9 protein-coding genes and 1 other annotated feature are annotated in these 17,152 nt (G+C 47.1%); of the genes, 8 read left to right on the forward strand and 1 reads right to left on the reverse strand.

Annotated elements, in window-relative coordinates:
- Positions 1-124: 124 nt before the first annotated feature.
- Positions 125-2,215: a molybdopterin-dependent oxidoreductase gene (locus tag U1I11_RS06585; RefSeq protein WP_322904876.1), complete on the reverse strand. Its 2,091-nt coding sequence runs from the start codon at positions 2,213-2,215 to the stop codon at positions 125-127.
- 487 nt (positions 2,216-2,702) lie between these two features.
- Between U1I11_RS06585 and U1I11_RS06590 the strand changes: the two genes are divergently transcribed.
- The 8 genes from U1I11_RS06590 (at position 2,703) to U1I11_RS06625 (ending at position 16,476) form a co-directional block, all read left to right on the forward strand.
- Positions 2,703-3,731 (forward strand): 2-hydroxyacid dehydrogenase, encoded by a 1,029-nt coding sequence (locus U1I11_RS06590; RefSeq protein ID WP_322904877.1) that lies wholly within the window; start codon positions 2,703-2,705, stop codon positions 3,729-3,731.
- The gene (locus tag U1I11_RS06595) at positions 3,703-5,187 is read left to right on the forward strand and encodes an FGGY-family carbohydrate kinase (protein ID WP_322904879.1); all 1,485 of its coding nucleotides are present in this window, start codon (positions 3,703-3,705) and stop codon (positions 5,185-5,187) included. Before U1I11_RS06590 ends, U1I11_RS06595 begins: the two co-directional genes overlap by 29 nt.
- A gap of 95 nt (positions 5,188-5,282) precedes the next feature.
- On the forward strand, positions 5,283-6,533 hold the full coding sequence (locus U1I11_RS06600) for an MFS transporter (RefSeq protein ID WP_322905738.1): 1,251 nt from the start codon (positions 5,283-5,285) through the stop codon (positions 6,531-6,533).
- A 79-nt stretch (positions 6,534-6,612) separates the two neighbouring features.
- Positions 6,613-6,880 (forward strand) — a binding site (T-box leader).
- A gap of 107 nt (positions 6,881-6,987) precedes the next feature.
- Complete coding sequence (gene leuS / locus U1I11_RS06605) at positions 6,988-9,429, forward strand: leucine--tRNA ligase (RefSeq protein ID WP_322904881.1); 2,442 nt, start codon at positions 6,988-6,990, stop codon at positions 9,427-9,429.
- A 267-nt stretch (positions 9,430-9,696) separates the two neighbouring features.
- The gene (locus U1I11_RS06610; protein ID WP_322904883.1) at positions 9,697-10,422 is read left to right on the forward strand and encodes a ComEA family DNA-binding protein; all 726 of its coding nucleotides are present in this window, start codon (positions 9,697-9,699) and stop codon (positions 10,420-10,422) included.
- A gap of 27 nt (positions 10,423-10,449) precedes the next feature.
- Positions 10,450-10,956: a deoxycytidylate deaminase gene (locus tag U1I11_RS06615; protein ID WP_322904885.1), complete on the forward strand. Its 507-nt coding sequence runs from the start codon at positions 10,450-10,452 to the stop codon at positions 10,954-10,956.
- Between the two features lie 537 nt (positions 10,957-11,493).
- Positions 11,494-15,024 (forward strand): ComEC/Rec2 family competence protein, encoded by a 3,531-nt coding sequence (locus U1I11_RS06620; protein WP_322904887.1) that lies wholly within the window; start codon positions 11,494-11,496, stop codon positions 15,022-15,024.
- Positions 15,025-15,600: 576 nt separating this feature from the next.
- Positions 15,601-16,476: a hypothetical protein gene (locus tag U1I11_RS06625; protein WP_322904888.1), complete on the forward strand. Its 876-nt coding sequence runs from the start codon at positions 15,601-15,603 to the stop codon at positions 16,474-16,476.
- Positions 16,477-17,152 lie beyond the last annotated feature (676 nt).

The raw sequence follows: 17,152 nt of genomic DNA on the forward strand, positions 1-17,152 counted from the left end.
TTAAATGTTAGATGCAAACTCATATGAATGCCAATTAATGTACTGTCTTTATTTGGTGGACATACGGTATTCATTTAATTGTGGGCAATGCCTGTTGTATAGCATGATGCGCTTGTTTTACCATTTAACGTACTGCGGTTGTCTCCATCCCTGCTTCGCTGTGCATATCGCTGCGCTTTTGCAACTGTACACGACTGGAGAAAAAGGTCGCTCCGCCGCCCATGTCGGACAGTCGATCCGAGGTAAGGGCATTGACGAGGTGGATCGGTTTATTGTCGTTTGTATCTGCCCATAATCCTTGGCTGACGACGACACCGGGTAATACGGTTTCACCGACCGAAGCGAGCAGTTCGCAACAGCCATTGCTGTTGGAAATGATTACCCAATCACCGTCAGCGATGCCTTCACGCTGTGCATCTGCAGTATTCATAAACAGACGCGGAGCTTTTTCCATTGCTGCATGTTTGGCATTGTTGGAAAAGGTAGAATTTAAATAGTTATGCGCTGGGCCTGGAATGTATACATATCCATCGTCTTCCTGTTCCAGCAGCGGTACATACGTAGGTAGTGGCGGCAGACCCATCTGTGCCAGCGTAGCGGAATACAGTTCAACTTTGCCGCTTGGTGTTGCCAGACGTTCCGGGTAAATGTACGGACGGTGTGCTTTAATATATTTATGTTCCAGCAGCGCTTCATAGTTAATATTTTGCAATGCCGGGTTCGCCGGATAGTCGATTGCTTGTCGGATGAGTTGTTCATCGCTATCTTGTAATGCTTGCTCCTCATAGCCCATCGCTGCGGCGAGCAGACGGAACACTTCGGTATTCGATTTGCTTTCGCCATAAGCTTCAATGACAGGTTCAGCGATTTGCATATACAGATGCCAGTACGATGTATAAAAGTCATGATTTTCAAATGCTGACGTTGCTGGTAATACGATATCGGCATAGGCTGCTGTTTCGGTCAAAAACAAATCATGCACAACCGTAAATAAATCTTCACGCACTAGCCCTGCACGTACTTGCCCCGCTTTGGGCGCGACGACTGCTGGATTGCTGCCGTACACATACAGCGAGCGAACCGGCTGTTCGGTAAGCGCCAACGCCCGTCCAAGCTGATTCATATTAAATGAGCGCGGCTGGCGGTTGTCCAGCAAATCCGGGCGCTGCAATGCAGCGCTATTAAACGACAAATACGCGGAATTGGAACGGATCGCACCGCCGCCAGCAACGAGCCATTGCCCGGTCAATACGGACAAGCAGGTGATCGAGCGCGTGTTCATCCCGCCGTTATCATGATGCTGCAAACCGTTACCGATACGGATGAGCGCTGGTGTCGTTTCATGATACATACGGGCGAGCTTGTACAGATCATCGACCGGTACACCGGTAATGCTGGACACCGTAGCCGGATCATAGGCTTTCACATGCTCACGCAACTGCTCATGTCCGATCGTATATTGCTGCAAAAACGCTTCATCGACCCGTTGCTCAGTGAACAAAATATGCATCAATCCAAGCGCTAGCGCCGTATCGGTGCCAGGCAGTACCGGAATAAACCAGTCGGCAAGCCGTCCAGTCTGATTTTTGTGCGCATCGATCACGACGATCTTGGCGCCTTGTTTACGTGCCTGCTGCGCCAGCGTAATTTGATGCATATTTGTGCTGACCGCATTAATGCCCCAAAAAATAAACAGCTTCGTATGCACCGTATCCTCTGGGTCAGCGCCGATGCTGCCGCCAACGGTATGTTTAAATCCCGCTCCGCCTGCCGCCGTACAAATCGTACGCTCCAACTGGCTTGCGCCCATACGATGGAAAAAGCGGCGATCCATTCCTTCGGCATTAATATTGCCCATATTGCCATAGAAGCTATACGGCAGTATGCTTTCTGACCCATGCTCGGCAATTAGCGCTTTCCAGCGCGTAGTGATCGTCTCGATCGCTTCGTCCCAACTAATGCGCTCGAACTGACGGCTGCCTTTGGGCCCGATTCGTTTAAGCGGATAGGTTAGCCGTTTGTCGTCATAGATGCGCTCTGCCATATGACGTACTTTGTTGCAGATGTTACCGCGTGTGACCGGATGCTCCGGGTCACCGGCGATTTTGACAATTTTGCCGTTTTCTTTATGAACGAGCAGACCGCACTGATCCGGACAATCCAGTGAGCAAACGGTTTTAAATGTACCGTTTAGTTGCTCTGTATACGTCGACATACATAGTGCTCCTTTCGCCAAATCATCTATTTTACATCAGGATAAATAGATTACGATTTCAATGTTGACTTTGCCACTTGGTTTAATTAGAATTAAGAAAAATTATTGCCGAATCGACAAAATTAGTCAACCATACGTTGCTACATATCATAGCGTGTTCATTATTATTGTACAACCGTAACAGAGCAGATTCATTATATTTTAAGTGTGGAAAGAGAGGGAAGGAATTGCTGAATCTCGGTACTATTTGTACATTTCAGCACAGGTGTCGTTTACGTAGAATAGCGAAATAGGAGCGTATATGGCGATATGAAGTCACTTTAGCAAGCAATACTAACGTAAATAGGCAGCATGTTCGTATACGCTAATGCTTCTTTGCTTTAAAGTTATAACACGACTACTCGGCATTGTTTGTGTTCATATGTTCATCTGACGCATATATTCATCTTATTAGAATGTTTGGGATGTACGAAAGGGGAGCTACTTGATGAAAATTTTGATTACTGCGCCATACAATGAGCAAGGGCGGAAGCAGTTGGCAGAGCAGTTTGATGAGGTCATTTATCGCTGTTGGAAAGATCATGGGCAAGCGTATGGAGAGCAGCAATTAATCGAGTTGTTACAAGCAACGGAAGCGGACGGGTTGATTGTGGAACTCGATCATGTTACCGGTCGCGTACTGGATGAAGTGCCGTCTTTGCAATTTATCGGGGTATGCCGGGGCACGCCTTCTAATGTAGATGTGCAATTGGCGACCGAGCGCGGCATTCCTGTCTTTTATACACCGGCACGCAATGCGCAGGCGGTCGCAGAAATGGTCGTCGGCAGTCTGATTACGTTGCTGCGTAATGTGATTCCATCCAGTCAATGGCTGGAAGCGGGGGAATGGAAAAGCGGTCGTTTGACGGCATATCTTGCTTTTAAAGGCAATGAGCTAGCAGGCAAAAAAGTCGGTATGGTCGGATTTGGTGCGGTAGCACAGCGTACTGCCGGAATTTTGCGCAGTTTTCCGTGCGATATTCAATATTATGATCCGTATGTGACTAGCACTGACCCGCGTGATCGCAAATTATCGTTAGAGCAGCTTTTTGCTGACAGTGATATCGTATCCGTACATTTGCCAGTGACGGCGGAGACGACAGATTTGATTGATGAACGTTTATTGTGCTCGATGAAGCCTGACAGCATTTTTGTCAATACGGCGCGTTCTGCCGTTGTGCAGCAGCACGCTTTGGTACAGCTGTTGGAACAAGGTCGCATTCGTGGTGCCATTATTGATGTATTTGAGCAAGAGCCACCGCTGCCGCAAGATTATGAGCTTATACGATTGCCCAATGTGCTCGCTATTCCGCATTTGGCTGGCGCAAGCTATGAAGTGGAAGATCATCATGTAACGATTATGAATCAGGCGCTACAGCAATGGTTTGGCGAACATGATCATACGGTACGCACACTGTATAACAAAGCGATATTGGAGGTGCAAACAGATGACACAACAAGCATATCTCGTCTTTGATATCGGCACAGGCAATGCCAGAGTGGCGGTAACGGACATGGAGGGACGTATTTTGGCGTTGGAACGTCATGATATCGCCTATGAACGAGATGAGCGATATCCCGATAGTTGCAGCTTCGCGCCTGAATTGTTATGGACGCAAATTACAGCGCTTGCCAAACTTGTATTAACGAGCGTACCGGATGTACACATTGTCGGCATCACTGCAACGAGCCAGCGGCAAGGGATCGTATTGATCGATACAGGCGGACAAGCGTATGTTGGATTGCCGAATATCGATAATCGCGGTCGGGAATGGGAGCAGTCTAGCGGCAATTCGTCACATGTGTATGATGTGACAGGCAGAACGACTTCGGCGTTATTTTCCGTTATGAAATTAGTCGGTTTGCGTGAACGGCGCAGAGCACAGTATGAAGCATTGCAGCGCTTTACGAGCATTAGCGATTGGGTCACGTATGAGTTAAGCGGTCAATTGCTGTATGAACCTTCCCAAGCTTGTGAAACGTTGTTATATGATGTCACCGCAGGCGTATGGTCTACCGAAATGTGTGCGCATTTTGGCATCGATCCCGCGGTATTGCCGCCACTCGTACCGTCAGGCACAGTAGTCGGTACACTCACCGCAGATCGTGCAGCCGAGTTGGGATTAAGCGAACACATTCCGGTTGTTATAGGCGGCGGAGACACACAGCTTGCGATCGCCAGCACCGCTGCCCAGCCTGGTGATATTGTGATCGTATCCGGTACGACTACACCGATTGCCAAAGTAAGCTCGCAAGTTGTGCGCGATCCGACGCAAACGGCTTGGATCAATGCCCACACAACGCCAGGACAATGGCTAATCGAGACGAATCCTGGGATTACCGGACTGAATTATCAGCGGCTTAAAGCTATTTTTTATCCAAATGAGAGCTATGCGATCATGGAGCAGGAGATGAGTGAGTTGGGCGATAGTGAGTGTATCGCTGCGCTAGGCGCCTATTTATCGACCGAGAAAAATGCACGGGTACAAGGCGGATTTTTGTTCAATGCTCCGCTTGCGGACAGCTTACGGCGGGCGCATTTTGTGAGAGCGGCATTGTATGAAATTGCCTTTTCGATCAAAGTACAATTTGAACAATTGGTACAGGTAAGTCCACTGGGAAATCCGGTTATTCGTGCATGTGGCGGAGGGCTGCAAAGCAAATTGCTCGTCCAGACATTAGCTGATTTGTTAGGGCGGGAAATACACGTATTACCAGGGTATGAACAGGCATCGATCGCTGGTGCGGTAGCCATATGCAATCATGCACTCGGTTATCGAGATCAAGTAGAACAACAGCAGTCGGTTACAACTTTTATGCCGCAATCTTCCGCTGCGTTGACACAGGATTATGAACAATGGCGACAAGCTCAACAATTTTTCGCTGAGCGAACACAAGCAACAGCTATCGCCATCGCCGTCTCGGATAGTTAACAGTGAATCATATGCAGCAGACGATAAGCAACTGTACATTATAGCATGTTAGCAAGCACAATGACCAAACATAAAAAGGAGTGTAAGTGATGAACATACTGGATCGCGTAGGGATTCCGAAAACACTGGCATGGGGTTATTTGGGCGTGTTGATTTTTATGATGGGCGATGGTTTGGAGGCGGGGTGGCTTAGCCCGTATTTAGTTGAACAAGGCTTAAGTGTACAGGATGCCGGATTGCTATTTACGATTTATGGGGTAACACTAGCGATTGCTTCATGGTTTTCCGGTGTATTTTTGGAAGCATTTGGCGCCAAAAAATCGATGTTGCTCGGCTTTTTATTTTACATTATCGGCACGTCAGCATTTATCGCTTTTGGTGTGTCTACGCTTAATTATCCGATGATGCTGCTGACGTACGCGATTAAAGGATTCGGTTATCCGCTGTTTGCGTATTCGTTTTTGACGTGGATCACTTACCGTAGCCCGCAAAAACGACTGAGTACCGCCATCGGTTGGTTCTGGGTCGCTTATTCCGGCGGTATGTTCGTATTGGGCGCTTATTATTCCAGTTATGCGATTACCCATCTTGGTTATATGCAGACATTATGGAGTGCAGTCGTATTGGCAGCGATTGGCGCGGTGTTTGCATTGCTGCTTAATCGGGATCAATTACCTAAAAAAGCGGGCAATACGCGTGAAACATTGCGTGAGCTGGGCAAAGGTTTAACGATTGTCAAAACGCATCCCAAAGTAGGCTTAAGCGGCATTGTACGTATTATTAACAGTGTCGGTTCGTATGGATTTCCGGTCTTTTTGCCGCTTCATATGGCGCAATATGGTATTACGACGACGACTTGGCTGAACATTTGGGGCACGATTTTTCTCGGCAATATCGTCTTTAATTTATTGTTTGGAATTATCGGTGATAAATTTGGTTGGCGCCAAACGGTGATGTGGTTTGGCGGTGTCGGCTGCGGAATTTTTACCTTGTTACTTTATTATGTACCGGAATGGACGAATGGCAATTTGTGGATCACGACGATTGTCGGTTTTGTGTGGGGCGGGTTGCTCGCAGGGTATGTACCGATCGCTGCACTGGCACCATCCGTATCGGGCGGAAATAAAGGGCCAGCGATGTCGATCGTCAATTTAGGTGCCGGTTTATCCGCATTTATTGCGCCGGCGATTGCCTATGCGTTTATCGGTTCGATTGGCGCGCAAGGGGTTGTATGGGTATTTGCCGTGTTGTATTTTATGAGCGCGATCATTACGCGATTTATTACGACACCAGAAGAAGAAGCCCGTCTGAAAGCAAAAACGAATCTGCGCGGCAAAATCGCGTGATTGTTTTATTGACTTTAGCGGCTAACTTTCCTACAATGAAAATATTGTTACAGCCGGGCAAGTGATGTTCGGATATACGTAATGCTCAGTGAAAAGGAATAGTAATGGCGGCAAGCATGCAATAGAGAGTCGGCGGGTGGTGTAAGCCGATATGATGCCGTAATGAACTCACCTTGGAGATATGGGGCAACGATCTGTGAAACAAGCTCATCGGATAGGATGACCTGAAGTTCCTGATCTTAACCGCATCGGCTTCCTACCGTTATCAGGCAACTAAGTGAGTGAATGGTGAAGCATACCGTTTGCTAACTAGGGTGGTACCGCGAGATCAACCTCTCGTCCCTAGCGATTGTTTACGCTGGGGATGGAGAGGTTTTTTTGTGGTTTACGGACAAGTGCACATACCGCACAGCATGCGTTACAGGCAAGTGCCAATTACGAAGGAGGAACAAGCATGACAGACAATCATACAATTCCACAAGGTTATCGCCCACAGGAGATTGAACCGAAGTGGCAAGGCTACTGGGATCAACACAAAACGTTCAAAACCGAGGATGAGACGAGCAAACCGAAATTTTACGTGATGGATATGTTTCCTTATCCATCGGGGGCAGGTTTGCACGTAGGACATCCGGAAGGTTACACAGCAACCGATATCGTTTCCCGTTATAAACGGATGAAAGGCTTTAATGTACTGCATCCGATGGGCTGGGACGCATTCGGTCTGCCTGCCGAGCAATATGCGATCGATAATGGCGGTCATCCGCGTGAAATTACTAAACAAAACATTAACAATTTCCGCCGTCAAATCAAATCGCTCGGTTTCTCCTACGATTGGGATCGTGAGATTAGCACAACCGACCCGGAATATTACAAATGGACACAATGGATTTTCCTGCAATTGTACAAAAAAGGGCTTGCCTATATCGCTGAAATTCCGGTCAACTGGTGCCCTGCACTCGGTACGGTACTGGCAAATGAAGAAGTGATCGACGGTAAAAGTGAGCGTGGCGGTCATCCGGTCATTCGTCGCCCGATGCGTCAATGGATGCTGAAAATTACCGAGTATGCCGATCGCCTGCTGGATGATTTGGAAGAACTGGATTGGGCGGAAAGCATCAAAGACATGCAGCGCAACTGGATTGGCAAATCGACCGGTGCAGAAGTGAGCTTTGCAATCGAAGGCAGTGACCAGCACATCCGTGTGTTCACGACTCGTCCAGACACATTGTTCGGTGCGACATATTGCGTACTGGCACCAGAACATGCACTGGTGGAACAAATCGTAACTACGGATCAGCAAGCAGCGATCAAAGCGTATCAGGAAAAAGCTTCGCATAAGAGCGATCTGGAACGTACCGATTTGAATAAAGACAAAACAGGCGTATTTACAGGTGCCTATGCGATCAATCCGGTAAATGGCGCGAAACTGCCGATCTGGATTGCCGATTATGTGCTGGCTGCTTACGGTACAGGTGCGATTATGGCTGTACCAGGGCACGATACACGTGACTGGGAATTCGCGCAAAAGTTTGAACTGCCGATCATTGAAGTCGTTGAGGGTGGCGATGTAACCAAGGAAGCTTATACAGGTGAAGGCAAACATGTTAATTCCGGTATGCTGGATGGCATGACGACCGAGCAAGCGATTCCGACTATTATTGAATGGTTGGAACAGCAAGGGAAAGGCGAAGGCAAAACGACCTATCGTCTGCGTGATTGGCTGTTTAGCCGTCAACGTTATTGGGGCGAGCCGATTCCGATTTTGCATTTGGAAGACGGTACAATCAAGCCGGTGTCGGAAGACAGTCTGCCACTGCTGCTGCCTGATCTGGACGAAATCAAGCCTTCTGGTACAGGCGAATCGCCACTGGCAAACGCTACCGACTGGGTGAACACGATCGATCCAGAAACCGGTATGAAAGCGCGCCGTGAAACGAATACGATGCCACAATGGGCAGGTAGCTGCTGGTATTATCTGCGTTATATCGATCCGAAAAACGATCAGGAACTGTGCTCCAAAGAAAAGCTGGACTACTGGCTGCCAGTCGATCTGTATATCGGCGGTGCCGAGCATGCGGTACTTCACTTGCTGTATGCCCGTTTCTGGCACAAAGTGTTGTACGATATCGGTGTTGTACACACGAAAGAACCGTTCCACAAGCTCGTTAACCAAGGTATGATCCTCGGCACAAACAATGAAAAAATGAGTAAATCGCGCGGCAACGTGATTAACCCAGACGATATCGTAAACGAATACGGTGCAGATACATTGCGGCTGTACGAAATGTTTATGGGACCACTGGAAGCGACCAAGCCGTGGAATGAAAATGGCGTGGAAGGCATGTACCGTTTCCTCGGACGTGTATGGCGTCTGTTTATTAGTGAAGACGGCAGCTTGAATCCGAAAATCGTCGCTGACGGTGGCGATGATGCATTTAAACGCACATGGCACAAAACGATCAAAAAAGTAAGCGAAGATATGGAAGCATTGCGCTTTAACACCGCGATCAGCCAGTTGATGATCTTCACTAACGATGCGTATAAAGTAGACGAGTTGCCGCGTCAGGCGATGGAAAACTTTGTGCAATTGCTGTCTCCGCTGGCACCGCATATCGCTGAGGAACTGTGGACACGTCTCGGTCATGAAGGCAGTATCACATATCAAGCGTGGCCGACCTATGATGAAGCATGGACTACTGAATCCGAAGTTGAAATCGTCATTCAGATTACCGGCAAAATCGTGCAGCGTGTCCATGTAGCTAAAGATATGGATGGGCAAGCACTGGAACAATTTGCATTGTCACTGGAAGCTGTCCAAAAAGCGATCGAAGGCAAAACCGTGCGCAAAATTGTCGCTGTACCAGGCAAACTCGTTAATATCGTTGCCAACTAACAGGCATAATTGCTGTAATTCGTTAGCAGAAGCCGTCAATTTTATAAAAGTAATCTAAAGTGCAAGCAGCACGTAACGCTCCGGCTATCCGATGATAGTCGGGGCGTTATTTGGATTATGGCATGCTTGCTAGCAAGCAGTATAGGTAAGTTGCAGTTGATTGGGACGATCGTAATACGACTAAACAAGCGATATCAACCGGCATCCAGCTATATCCATTTAGTATGGAAAAGGGCAACTATTTTCCAATACATAGGAGGCAAAACAATGAAGCGTTCGTTATGGGGAATGATGGTTTTATTAGCGGTAGCAGGGAGCTGGTGCATCATTGCAGGTTTAATGCGTGCGCCAGAGCCGGAAGCGCAGTGGCAAACATGGAATGCTCGCGCCGCATTGTCCGTGCAGGAAAATGCAGCCGAAATGGAGAACAATCAACAGAGCAAGCAGGCAAATGCGTATACTGCCGATGAACAGGCAAGTAGCGATCGTACCGGAGCAAGTGCTACCGCGGATGACACCGCCGTTCAGCACGATAATGGCACCGGGACAAACGCTATAACAGATGCACCAACAGGAACTGGGAAAGATACGGCATCATCCATAGCGATCGATTCGAACCATTCGCTTGCAAGCGATAAGTCTGACGACAAAACGATGACTAACGGCAAAGCAGACAATGATGCTATGATGAATCATAACGATGATGCCGCAGACGCTGACAATATTAGCGCCCAGAATGGCAACAGAAGCTCGAACGCAGATCGATCCGCAGCGGGTCAAAACGGTCATGTCAGCACCGATAGCCGCATTAGCATCAATGAAGCGGGAGTAAACGAGCTGACCGGATTGCCTGGCATCGGCGAGAAAAAGGCACAGGCGATTATCGATTATCGCCGCACACATGGCAAGTTCCGCCACATCAATGAGCTGGATCATGTAAAGGGAATCGGCAGCAAAATGCTTGCCAAAATGCTGCCGTATGTAAAGCTGTAATGTGCAATAACGAAGGGGGAAGTTGAAATGCGCAAAGATTGGGACACTTATTTTATGGACATTGCACATATGGTGTCCACCCGTTCCCGCTGCCCGCGCAGGCATGTTGGAGCTGTGCTTGTGCAAGGCAAAAAGCTGCTCGGCACCGCCTATAATGGTGCACCGATGGGCGTACCGGACTGCTCGGAAGCAGGCTGTATGATTTCAGAGTCCGTGGAAATTGTACGCGTGAACGGCGTCGAAACGATGGTCAAAAAGCAGCGCTGTATCCGTACGATTCATGCTGAGCAAAATTTGCTGCTGTTTACCGACCGTGCCGACCGCGAAGGTTCAACCGTGTATGTGACCGATGAGCCATGTTGGACATGTGCCAATATGCTGGCAAATAGCGGTGTAATCGAGATCGTTTACGATAGAAGTTATCCGAAAGACAGCGATAAAGTACACGAGATGATGAGTCAAAAAGGAATTTTATTCCGTCAGTTACAAGCATACGAGCCACCTCGCGAGACGGTAAGCAATCATAAAATATGAATTCATAATGGAAGAACCGTTATTCTAGATCACCATGATCGTGCTGCTTAGGCACGTATGGCTGAGGAATAGCGGTTTTTTTGTAGGTAGTAAGCTAGACGGTATATTCAAATTGATCTGCTCGTCATGTTACGAATCAAACGGGTTACATTTTAAATGGAGCGTGATTATAATGAACATACTTATAATGAGCGAAAAGGATAACTATAGCCTACTGTTTGAAAATAACATAGTTTACATCCATCAATTGCAACCTGTATTTCTGCCTTCTATTATGTTATTAGAACGATGGAGCCTGTTATTATTGGTGCGTTTTTTGTATATGTATTTGTCATCAGCATGTTCAGGATGTATCCCTTCATATCGAATAAAACTGTCATCGATGTCACGAGTGAAACGAACATGGTTACAAATGAGTTCTCTTTTACATATCCATATTACTTCGCTACGAAACGCTCATTGCATGGAGTCCATCGCATACATAGAGCACATAGAGCACATAGAGCACACAGTCATCATTAAAACGGGTCTATGCTTATGATGACAACGCGTCCGCTAGTCGTGTTGTGTACAGCGTGGATTGCAGGTAGTACGTATGCGGCATTGTTGCCTGGCAGTGCGTTCTGGTTCGTATGGTGGGGAATCGTTATCTGGATGGTATGGTTTGCTGTGCTTACAATGGCATTATCGTGCAATAGTCCGTTATTTGGTAATATATTATCACATAATCGAGTATCGTTTAAGCGATTGTCACCGCCTGCGGTCATGTCCTTGTATCGTTCATCTCAAGGTGTTTCCGAGCTTTCTTCACCGCTTCAATTGCTTGCTGCTGCGTTACGTACTCTATTGTGTATGATGTTCGTATTTGTGATCGCAGCCGCTTATTGGCACTGGAATGATGAGCGTAATACGAGTGGGCTACCGCAGTTGCTTGCGCTAGCAGATGCTGATATGACAGGACAGCGAGCAGAAGTAACAGGTGTGATCGCAGGTAATATCGATATCGATGGGGATCGGGTTCGTTTTCCGCTGGAGTTATATCAATTACAGCCTTTCGAGTCGGCACTAAGCGAATCGGGAACAGCCCTATCTTACAGAGATGGATCAGAAAGGGACGTATCAAAGACAACTACGTTATCAGGGACAGACACACCGAACATAAACGCTCTGAAAGTAGCTGGATCAGGGACAGACACACCGAACATAAATGCTTTGAATTTAGCTATACCAGAGCTAGACGCACCGAAGATAACTATATCAGAGACCAGCCCATCGAATACAAATGCGTTCAAGTTAGATCGACCAGAGACGAACGATTCAAAGCTAGCCACGTCTTTTGCAGGCAACATCTCTGCACATAATCGACAGCCGCTTATGCTGAACAAGCGCGAAACGATTATCATCCAGCTTAAGCTTGCCCAACAGCAGGAGTTACAGCGTGCTCATGCCTGGCAGCGTGGTGATCGGATTGTGGTGACAGGTAGCTGGAAACAGCCGGGGGGTGCGCGTAATTTTGGTACATTCGATTATCGGCAATATTTACGCACACAACATATCCATTGGATATTGGAAGCTGCTGGAGCGGATGCGTTGCGTCCAGCAGACATACAGCTATCGGTATGGTCGGACAAGCAATTGTCTCTGCTACGCTGGAATGATGATCTGCGCCAGCGATTAGGAGTGCAAATCGAACGGATTTTCTGGCAGGCAGATCAAGGTTATATGAAAGGGCTACTTATCGGTAATGCGGATGATATTGATCCGGAATCATTTGCCGCTTTTTCACGGCTTGGATTAACGCATATTTTGGCAATTTCCGGTTTACATATTGCGATCTATGTCGGTTTGTTGTTATGGCTGTTGCAGCGAATCAGACTGACCAAACAAAGTGCCTGTTTGATCGTGATGGTCGTATTGCCGTTTTATGTATTGTTGACCGGAGCTTCACCATCAGCGATTCGCGCTGGTCTGATGGGCATGATCGGGTTGTATTTGGCAAGTCGTGGTCGGCTCAAAGATGGACTGCATCTATTATGTTTGGTCGGCTGGATGATGCTGCTATATGAGCCATACTATTTGCTTGATGTAAGCTTTCAGTTATCATTTGCTGTCACTGCCGGATTGATTATATATGTGCCGTTGCTACATGTTTTGCTAAACCGGCTTCCGGCACGGATCGGTGCAGCTGTAGCGGTCACACTAGTGGCGCAGTTGATTTCGTTTCCGTTAACGATTTATTATTTTAACCAGTTTTCTTTGCTATCATTTGTGGCAAATTTTGCCTTGGTGCCGGTGTCCGGCTTGCTCGTATTGCCTGTTGGTACGTTGGCGCTAGCGATAAGTTATGTATGGCTGCCTGCTGGTGTATGGATTGGCAGCTCTGTTTCCTGGCTCAATCGTTGGTGTTTTCGATTAGTTGAATGGTTTGATGCTATGCCAGGCATGCTGACGATTTGGGCAGCGCCAAGCTGGTGGCTGCTGCTTGTTTATTATGTACTGCTCTATATCGCGCTGCGCTATATGCGGGATATGCAGCAATGGTTGGAGCAGCATGCAAATGATCCGTTATATACACACATAAAGCTCGACGCATCCGGTCGTAATTTTTCTATGCCAATGTCGGATAGGGAAGCAGGGAATGACGCAACTGACGATTATGCTATCTTTCAAATGAACATATCGAGCCCAACACACATATTAAGCGCGGATGCCGAGTACAAAGGCAACCCGGCTAATTTACATTCTGCTGGAACAGAGACGTTTGTTGAAACAGATCGGTTTGCTGAAACGGGTACGGATAAGTTTGCTAAAGTCGGTATGTTTGTTACAGCAGATACAATGTCTACATCTGCTAGCATGGCGGGGCGAGCGATTCCAGTTTGGAAATTGTACATACGACGTGGGCTGCACTGGCAGCTTGCCTGGACACGGCGCAAATTATGGTCACTGCCTGTTATGTTGCTGGCACTGTCGCTGTTGCTTGGCTACTGGTACGATGCACCGCATCATCATGGCGACGGTATCGTGCAATTTCTCGATATTGGACAAGGGGATAGCATTTTGATTACAACACCGACTGGTAAACATATTTTGGTAGACGGTGGCGGTACGATCAATTTTCGTTCAGCCGGTCAAGCATGGCGGCAGCGCAAACAGCCGTATGAAGTAGGCAACAAGCTCATTGTACCATTGCTCAAACAGCGTGGTGTGCATACGCTTGATGCTGTAATCGCCACACATTGGGATCAGGATCATGTGGGCGGGCTTGCCGCGGTTATTGAAGCGATACCGGTGCGTCGCTGGATATTCAACGGTACGATGCCGGACAATCATCAGCGGGACGATATGATCCGCTCGTTGCTGGACAGGCATATTCCGCTCGTTGCTCCGACCGCTAGTATGACGATGCAGCCTGATCCATATACCCGTCTCGACTTTATTGCGCCGACTGCATTAGCAGCGCAGTCGATCGCAATCGGCGAACCGGCTGCCAATCAAGCTGCCACCTTATCGCAGTCGTCGCTCCCTACTGCTGCTCTATTGCCATTACCGATACAGGAAGATCAAAATTCGTATTCGATTGTGTTTATGCTGACATTGTACGGCAGGCATATTTTGTTTACCGGTGATGCGGATACGATGGAGGAGCAGTCTATTTTATATGATTTACGAGAGCAGTATGGAAAACAGGCTGTATCCGCTAATGATGCATCAGTATTGATGGAGGCGGATGGCACGGGTACTTATCAAGCCCAAGATCGTTTGCAACATACTGCCAGTTTGCTAGCGCTCACACCGCCAATTGACGTGTTAAAGGTCGGTCATCATGGCAGCAAAAGCTCCAGCTCAGCCGAATGGCTTGCTTACTGGCAACCTCGTGTATCCATCATTTCGGTAGGGGAAAACAATCGCTATGGCCATCCAAAAGCCGAAGTATTGGATCGTCTAGCTGCTGTTCATTCTGCTGTAGCACGCACCGATCAGCAAGGCGAAATTCAGCTTCGTATTGCCCCTTCTGGCGAAATGAAGTGGCGTTCGATGTGGGGAGCATTCAGGCAAGCCCAATAATTTCAGCTCAATAAGTTGGCAAGTTAGCACCTATTAAATAAACGCATTTTCCTTTCAAAGTAAAGCATGGTTGGAATCGAATGATTGGAATCGAATGAAATGTTATGAGCAATAGATGCTGTAAGCGAAAAAAATGGATTTTAGGCGAGCTAGTAGTCTGTCTCAAATGGAAATTGTGTTTGAACGTACATTAACTTATTCATCATCAAGCGATGGTTAGATCGACAAACTGTAAATGTATTTGAGACAAGCTACTAGTACTTTGACCGAGATTAATTTAAGTGTTGAAGCTGGAACAAGCTATTATTTATCAGGATTCCAGTGCATGATCAAAATTAACATTTAACTTGGTCAAGCTACTAGGGCGTGTACGCAAACTCGTATGCTCCAACGCCATAGTTTGCGTACACGCCTTAACAGATCATTACCGTTTTGTATGAACACACGATGCACAAACATGCTTATTTTCGAAATTCGTACATATAGATAGTGTTCAATTTTGTATTCACGTTGTATGCTTAGAACACTAACATGTGTTAATGAATTGTAAAATGAAGTGATGGAAGGAGTCATCCGATGTACGAAGATCGATATCGTAAGCTGACTGCTGTTCGCCCGCCATTGCCGCCTTCCTTTACAGCGGAGCATCATTTGCAAACGTCAAGCGCTGCTACATTGCCTGCACCTTTATTACAGCCTATGACAGCACCCGGACATTCGCTACAACATATTGGCATCATACAAGCGTATATGGGTAATCAGGCGGCACAGCAACTGGTGCGGGGTTCGTTGGCAACTGCTTCCATTGCTGCCGAACAAGTTACAGCTGAAGCGACGGCACAAACTGTGGCAGCAACCGATGCTGTCGTACAACGTGTTAGCGCACACCGGGTCGAATATGAGAATAATCGTAAAGTAGAGACAGACGAAAAAGGTCATGTTACCAGGTTGAATGCACCGATCGATATTAGCTTTGGTACGGAGGAGCATTCGCTTTATTTTGCTGCCGCACGTAAACAAGAGCAGTTGACCGGACTACGAACCGTACATTGGGAAATGGATGATAATTGGTGGGAAGCTGCTTATTATTATTCCTACCAAGGTAAAAAGCCTACCGGCAAAGCGAATAGCTACTGGCTCCGCTTAATCAAAGAATATAAATGTGAGAAAATGAGCCCATCGGATGGCAAAGGTGTCAGCAAAGAAGCGAAAAAAAGCGCACCTCATTTTGGGGCAAACTGGGAATACGTCTTAAATAAAGCAATCGTAAAAGGGAAGGGCAGCGTAGAGGATACCGAAGCGGAAATGCGTGCACAAATCGCTGAGCGTGCCAAAACGAAAGGTGGCGCCGCAAGTTCAAGCTTGGTGGATGATCCTAATGAGGTTGGACAAGTTTACGATGTAGAGGATGATGGAAACGAATTGGAATATGGTGAGAATCCCCGTGCTTAGGCTGCGGGTTTGGGTCTTAAGTGGCGACCGTTAGCTTAAACTACAGTGCGGTTGTGCATAGCTCATCACATCGCTGCGAATCCTGCTTTTATCCATATTTATCTATATTCAGACTTATCTATATTCAGTGTTGGACATAACACTGGTGTTGTAGCTGATGACGATACACAGCGTTGACAAACGGCAACATGATGGCGAATCGTACGTTTTAATTTCATGTTATGGCTTTTGATGGCGCTGTACAACGTGCTTTTGCTAAGCTTCGGCACATCGTTCGCCGGAGCTTTTTGATAGTGTGTACGAGCATCGATGTTAATATTTACGCACGATTCTGCTATACGGATCATATAAATGGGCATTAAATATGACATGAGTATACTCGCTACTACTTCGGAAGTTTGAAATGTATTCAATTCATCGTATCCCTATCTTAGCAAGCGAGTCAGAAGATGACGGATAGGGCGGTTTTTGGTATTCTAGAGTACAGCTATTGTTTGTTGTGGCATATGACCCGGCTGCATGTCGTCTGCATAGTAGTCCAAAAGCATCCCGGATTCGTATGATTTCTACATAGGGTAAGTGTTTGTAAAGCTTTTTACTACACTTTCCGAGTTTAAGCAATAAAATGAAATTAATTTAACAAATACTGCAACAATCGGGACGCTGCTTGCGTCTA

Origin of the sequence: Paenibacillus campi (assembly GCF_034659835.1) — a bacterium.
Lineage (GTDB): Bacteria > Bacillota > Bacilli > Paenibacillales > Paenibacillaceae > Saccharibacillus > Saccharibacillus campi.

Excerpts from the sequence above, each read along its gene's own strand:
- U1I11_RS06585 (WP_322904876.1), bottom strand. The coding sequence starts at position 2,215 with ATGTCGACGTATACAGAGCAACTAAACGGTACATTTAAAACCGTTTGC.
- U1I11_RS06590 (WP_322904877.1), top strand. The coding sequence starts at position 2,703 with ATGAAAATTTTGATTACTGCGCCATACAATGAGCAAGGGCGGAAGCAG.
- U1I11_RS06595 (WP_322904879.1), top strand. The coding sequence starts at position 3,703 with ATGACACAACAAGCATATCTCGTCTTTGATATCGGCACAGGCAATGCC.
- leuS (WP_322904881.1), top strand. The coding sequence starts at position 6,988 with ATGACAGACAATCATACAATTCCACAAGGTTATCGCCCACAGGAGATT.
- U1I11_RS06610 (WP_322904883.1), top strand. The coding sequence starts at position 9,697 with ATGAAGCGTTCGTTATGGGGAATGATGGTTTTATTAGCGGTAGCAGGG.
- U1I11_RS06615 (WP_322904885.1), top strand. The coding sequence starts at position 10,450 with ATGCGCAAAGATTGGGACACTTATTTTATGGACATTGCACATATGGTG.
- U1I11_RS06620 (WP_322904887.1), top strand. The coding sequence starts at position 11,494 with ATGATGACAACGCGTCCGCTAGTCGTGTTGTGTACAGCGTGGATTGCA.
- U1I11_RS06625 (WP_322904888.1), top strand. The coding sequence starts at position 15,601 with ATGTACGAAGATCGATATCGTAAGCTGACTGCTGTTCGCCCGCCATTG.